Source organism: Bradyrhizobium sp. MI1.11 (assembly GCF_055811255.1).
Genome location: NZ_JBVVPM010000120.1, coordinates 1 through 6,119, shown reverse-complemented (window position 1 = coordinate 6,119; position 6,119 = coordinate 1). Strand labels below are relative to the sequence as shown.

The 6,119-nt window shown below is 57.5% G+C and carries 3 protein-coding genes and 1 pseudogene; 3 read left to right on the top strand and 1 reads right to left on the bottom strand.

All coding sequences use genetic code 11. The features are described 5' to 3' along the window. Positions 1–474: 474 nt before the first annotated feature. Entirely contained in the window at positions 475–807 is a 333-nt protein-coding gene (locus AC0L30_RS42145; protein ID WP_473406720.1) for a hypothetical protein, read from the bottom strand. 1,592 nt (positions 808–2,399) lie between these two features. On the opposite strand from AC0L30_RS42145, the gene AC0L30_RS42140 reads away from it, so the two are divergent. From AC0L30_RS42140 to AC0L30_RS42130, 3 genes and pseudogenes are all read left to right on the top strand, one after another. Further along, positions 2,400–3,788 (top strand): aspartate aminotransferase family protein, encoded by a 1,389-nt coding sequence (locus AC0L30_RS42140; RefSeq protein ID WP_473309245.1) that lies wholly within the window; start codon positions 2,400–2,402, stop codon positions 3,786–3,788. Positions 3,789–5,306: 1,518 nt separating this feature from the next. After that, a pseudogene (locus tag AC0L30_RS42135) lies at positions 5,307–5,710 on the top strand (hypothetical protein); the annotation flags it as partial. A 134-nt stretch (positions 5,711–5,844) separates the two neighbouring features. Beyond that, positions 5,845–6,119: hypothetical protein (locus AC0L30_RS42130; protein ID WP_473406719.1), on the top strand; the 275-nt coding region annotated here is incomplete at its 3' end.

The following is a 6,119-nucleotide window of genomic DNA, read 5'->3' as shown; positions in this document are numbered from 1 at the left end:
CATCGGCGCCCCCGCCGGCATGAGCTAAACCCCGGAAAATTCCAGCATCAGCTGGCCTAGTTTTGGGGAGCACTTCACATCCGCCGAGACTCTAATCGCCAATGGATGAAAGTTCAGCGGCAGGTCACTGGGTCTAGTAGGAAGGCGAGTTTTAAGAACTCCAACTCAGATCGGCCCTTGCGTGTCGACGCTGAAAACGTCTGTTAGGTCGAGAGTACGAGCTGGACCATTTGAGTCCGCACTGTAGAGCACGTTTTCTACCGATGGAGCGGAAAGCATTGGCTCGCGAGCCAGATCGTAATTCATCCGGAGGGGTGGTGATGGAGGGCAGGCCGCATCATTAAACCACTCTCGCCGGACCTTCGCCTTCGCATTATTATGGCGGTGCAAGAGGAAGGGATGAGCTGCCGGGGCGCTGCCAGCCGTTTCGGGGTGGCGCCATCGACAGCGATCGCGCTGGTCAGCAACCGGCGTTCAGCTCGGATTGAGGGCTATGCTGCGGAGATCCTCTCTTTGGTCGAGACTACGCCTAACATGACGTTTGCCGAGATTGCAGACCATATCTTCAGAGTCGACGGCGAGCGGTTTGTGCCGCGTGTGGTCGAGCGTTTCTTGTGTGGTCGCAAAATCATTTCCAAAAGAAACATCGCACGACAGCGGGCAGGGTCCGCCAGTCATGATTGCTAAACGAGCAACGCAGGTCAGCTCGAGTTCTTGAACCGGGAAGAGATAGTTCAAGATGACGTTGCGCTGTTCTTCAACTACCGAAACTGGGGTTTGAAACTCTAGGATTAACAAGCCGCCCAAATTCGGTTTCCGTTGAGCAAAAGCTCTAGGCGAGCCAGGTCTCGCCGTAAACATGTTATGGTTGGCAGAGCGGCACCCGGCACGATCGGCTTCGTGATAGCTTGTCGTAGCTTGCGTGCTCGATTTGCTAGCTTTCGAACTCGGCCAGGCCTGTCTGTTGAGGCGCAGAAGCGTGGCCTGCACCTCCCTTTGGTCGCCGGAGTCCATTTCGTTTAGCTATGGACCGACGGGCGCTGTTCCAGCAGGGCGTAGTTGCGTTGCTCGGAGTCGTCCGTCGGTATGTTGTCGATGCGCACCAAGAGGCGTCGGCTGCTAACCGGTCCACTCACTCCAATGCTCCGAATTCGACGGCGTCGAAGCTGCGCAACGGTCCGCGCCGATGGATCACCTCGCCCTTGTAGAAACCGGCGTATGTTCGAATCGGGCGTTGTCGTGGAATCGCCGCGACTTTCGACAGAAGGCTGCGGTGCAAGGACGACCGATTCACACATGGAAGGCATTGCGGGCCCATCTTCGCATCGTGGACGAACGCTCGCTTGCGCCACTTGGCGACCGTCCTCTGCTTTAGACCCTGCCGGGCGGCTAACTCTTGGAGCGGAGCCGTCGAGCGCCGTATTGCAACTCGGACCGCGAGCGTGACCGTGGCGCGGGCCGACCGCGCGATACAAGCTGCATAAATTTCAGCGCGTTTGCCGACCACGTGGAATCGAACATCGTCTCACCAAGCCAATCACCAGTGACCAATCGTCAAGTTGAACGCATGAACCGAAGCCCCCGAGGAAGCCACCGTACGCCGATATCACTCACACAAGCAGCTCAAGAAATACCTCGCCGTGTTTCTGGAAGCCGACAACTTGACCCCGCGGCATCACACCCAACGAACCGCTTTGCACCGCCTGGGCGGACGAACCTGGCCGCTTGAGACACTGCAAGCCACATCAATTCGGAACTAAATACCTGGAGCGCTGCGCCGGATCCCGCGCCGACGGCAGGTGAGGCGATCTCAGACGGCGCCATCCGCGCCGCGAGTGTGGCCGTGTCGTCATCAGCCGATAGTGTCTACCTCCGCGAACGGATTGCTCTGGTGGAGGGGTTGGCAGGCGCACCAAGTCGGATACACAAAGCAATCTGTCCTCAGATGCTACAGTGTACGAAGGAGGAGCCTATAAACGTTGGTAGGTGCCCAACTGGATGAATCTGATTAGCCTGTCAGGCTTCCTAGGTCGCGCATCGCCGTACGACTCGCCCGGTGCGGAGACTAGACGAAAGATAGCATGAATGGCGTACAGGAAACGCGTTAATAGAACTGCGCACAGAACTGGTTGCCTCGCCGATGGCGCCGCTGCGATGATTGTCCCGACGGGCTTGGCTCCGGGTGCGAGGCAGAAGTTGGTGGCAGTGCTAACAACCGTCGCCCGAACGAAGGTTCGAATTGTCATTCACGTCGGCGTTTGCCTGCCCTCGCCGAGGGAGAGGGATCCAGGAGATGCTCAAGCAAACACCGGAAGTTGGTACTCGCTCGCACTACTGAAAAAAGTTGGTCATATTGTCGCTCGATCATGTTTCCCGAGTGCAACTGTTGGACGGATGCCATGACGTCGACCGTGCAATACAATTCTCAAGAAGCCCGAGATGCGGCTTATCAGCTTCACGCCTATACTAACGCACGGTCGCATCAAGAAGCTGGTCCAATAATAATTGAACGCGGCGAAGGTCCCTATGTCTTCGACGCGGCCGGTATCCGCTATCTCGATGCCATGGCCGGTCTCTGGAGTGCGGGACTCGGCTTCAGTGAGAAACGGCTCATCGAAGCCGCGCATCGTCAGATGCAAGTCCTGCCGTTCTATCATACCTTCGCATCACGATCGAATGGGCCCGCCATCGAGCTCGCCGAGAAGCTCGTCAGGATGTCCCCGGTGCCTATGAGCAAGGTATTTTTCACAAACTCCGGCTCGGAGGCGAACGACACCGTGCTGAAACTGATCGCCTATCGCTCGAATGCCGTGGGCCAGCCTCAGCGTAAGAAAGTGATTAGCCGTTTGCGTGGCTATCACGGGGTCACGATCGCTGCGGCAAGCCTGACCGGGCTGCCCGAGAACCATCGCTCCTTCGATCTGCCGCTGCCGAACATTCTGCACGCGGGCGCCCCTCATTTCTACAAAGACAGTCTTCCTGGCGAATCAGAGGAGACGTTTGCGACGCGTCGGGCCGAGGAGCTCGAGTCGCAGATTCAGCAAGAAGGTCCTGATACCATTGCAGCCTTCTTCGCCGAACCTGTAATGGGCGCGGGTGGCGTAATCGTTCCGCCGCCGACCTACTGGGAGAAAATACAAAAGGTACTAAAACGGCATCGTATTCTTTTGGTCGCCGATGAGGTAATTTGCGGCTTTGGCAGGACGGGAAAAATGTTCGGCTGCGAAACCTATGACATCACGCCAGATGTCATGGTAGTGTCAAAGCAGCTCACGTCCAGCTATTTTCCGCTGTCTGCAATCATTATGAATGATTGCATGTTCGGTCCAATCGCGGAAGAGAGCAATAAGATTGGAGTGCTGGCCCACGGTTTCACAGGTGGTGGTCACCCGGTCGGAGCCGCCATTGCAATTGAAAACCTCAAAGTCATCGACGAGCGGGAGCTGATTGCGAACGCCAGCCGCATCGGCGGCTACATGCAGGAACGGCTGCGCGGCCTCGCCGACCATCCGGTCGTTGGCGAAGTCCGCGGCATTGGCCTTATGGCAGCGATCGAGCTGGTGGTGGACAAGGAGGAGAACGTCGCCGCTGCCACTCCGGGCGAGATCGGCGCGATCGCGTGCCGGTTGATGCACGAGCGAGGAATCATTATGCGGAATGTTGGCGATGCGTTGGTAATGTGCCCACCTCTGATTGTTAACAAGGACCAAATCGACGCGCTCGTCGACGGGATTGCGAACATGCTCCAGGAGCTTAAGGCGAACGTCGTCAATCTGCCCCGAGCCTGACAAGTCGTCACCTGCCCGTTTAGTCCGCCTGCGGCTCCGACGACTTGAGAACCACGAACTCAAGACACTGCGGAAGCTCGCATAAAGTTAAAGTGCCTTGGGCAAGCAACACATGTGTTTGTCGATGGGCCAGAAGGGTGGTCGCCGCTGACAATATCCGAGGATCGAGAGCATGCGGATGGGGCAGTGGTGCGCGCCTATATTACGTCGGCCACTGGCTGCTCATGAGCTGCGCTGGCCCGCTTTGGAGTTGATCTTGATAAATGTTCAGGTGTCCGCGATGATGAAGAATATGGTTGGAGCGAGTGCTTGGGATCTGCGCGGCCTGTTTCTGTCATCCTGGTTGAACGACCAACCCGCGCAACAATGTTGAGCTCCGCCGAAAACCCCTTGGTCGGTAAGTAAACTCGACATGGCGAGCGCTTGATGGCGAGACCATAGAACAAATCATTTCGAGGGCATCGAAAGAGTGCATTGGGTTCCCCGCATGTTGGGGGTCGTGGGGAAGATGCACCAAATTAATTAGGCGTCTTGTTTTAAGAAGCAGTATGCCTGGCAATAGCTCGTGGGACGCGTGCGTAATCGCTTGGGCCGTCGCGTGTGAATCACAACCTTTCAGAAACGCCGGGGAGGGCGCTAAGCCGCTCGGAAATCGACGCGGAGACGCCCGAAGAGGCCAGACAGCCTTAGCGTCGGGTTTTGTGACGCAGATGAGAAGCCGCGGCCGCGCGGATGCCGTCGTTGGCCACCGTGGGGTCCTTCCATCGCACCGGAGCAGCACAAACATAGATCGCCGATCGGCGGGTGGTCTCATTGCTGGCAATTCAGAAAATTGTCCGAAAAACAAGCTGAATAGCTCAGTGCGAGACTCAATCAACGAAAGTACCGTCCGGGACGCCTTCGCTGAAGACCTGAACATCGCTAGTGGCATGCTGTTCGCTCTTCGGAAGAGTCGCTGGCGACACCTTAAAGCAAGCGGCTTTCAGCGCAGCAAATTCACTGCTTAGCCTCGCGGCAGTCACTCGCCTGACCTATTCTGTTCATTGGTTCCGGCCGTCCGGAGACGACAATATTGGGGTCGTGCTAAGGGAGATCGGCGCCGTTTAACGGTCGTCCCAACCTCAAACTCCTGGTGTTGCGACGTTCTTGGACCCGCCCTGCACACCCCGATCGGAGTGATGGGTCACTCCAAGTGAGCCGTTGCTGCTGGTCGCCATTTTCGAGGCGCGCATGCCCTCAAGGAACGCCGGCTGGCGCCGTCGCATAGATCGGTCCAGGCGGCTAGTGCGGCTCCCCTGAGAGCGCTAACCGCCACTAGATCTGCTTCAGCTTTATCGGTGTTCTGGAAAATCGCGCTGAAACTACCGTGATTTGGAGTGTGAGGTAGATAGAGGAGCTCGGTGAAAATAGTTTGCGCTCCCCCGGAGCAAAGGTCTAGGCGCTTCTTGCGAGCCACAGTAATCGCTGCTGAGGACTTTTGGCAATCCACCGGATTGCTCAGGCAACCCTTGCGGCCGCCGCAAATCCTGGTGCGAGAGCAACGACCCGAACTTTACGGCCAAGGCCGCCGATGTTGTCGGCCTCTACGTTGCCCCGCCCCAGAAGGCTATCGTGCTCTGCGTGGACGAGAAGCCTTCGATTCAGGCCTTGGAGCGAGCGCAAGGGTATCTGAAGTTGCCCAATGGCCGCGCCTTGGCGTTGCAGCGCGATTTGAAGCGGGCGCGGATCGTTTTGTTGGCGGCGGACGGGCGCAGCACCCGGTCGAATCACTCAGCGGCACCTCCTTCACAAGCCTCAAGCAACTTCAGGAACACATCGATGCCTACGTCAACGCGTACAACGACAAAGCCGAGCCTTTCGTCTGGACCAAGAAAAAGGTCCGCCAACGCCGCTTCAAAAGCCGCCGTATCACTCAGCTCTGATTCCGGGTACTAGTTCGCCAGATCACCGCTCCGATGTGTGAAATCAACTGAAAACGCTTTTGGCACGCCGGCCGTTCCACATATTGGGGTAAGGCCAGAGCTACGGGAGCTGGTAGTGGCGAGGAGAGTGCGGGTTGAGTAGCCTTGGCGTAATGCAGCACGACCAACCACGGTACCAGACTGTCGACGCCAAGTTCTTGCAAGCGATCATCTTGCTGCTCGATGCCCTCCAGATTGAGGGCGGGTGCCGGGAGAAGCTTAAGCGTGGCGCAACAAGTCAACCGCATAATGCAGATGAGATCAACACGGACGGGGTGGTACGTGTGGCCGTGATACGCCTTCTGCGCGCCTATATTGCGGCGATCGGACAGAGCGATAGGGCGCGAGCGGCACTCCTAGAACGGCTATG

What these genes read in the sequence shown, in the direction of transcription:
- AC0L30_RS42140 (WP_473309245.1), top strand. Translation starts at nt 2,400, where the DNA reads ATGACGTCGACCGTGCAATACAATTCTCAAGAAGCCCGAGATGCGGCT.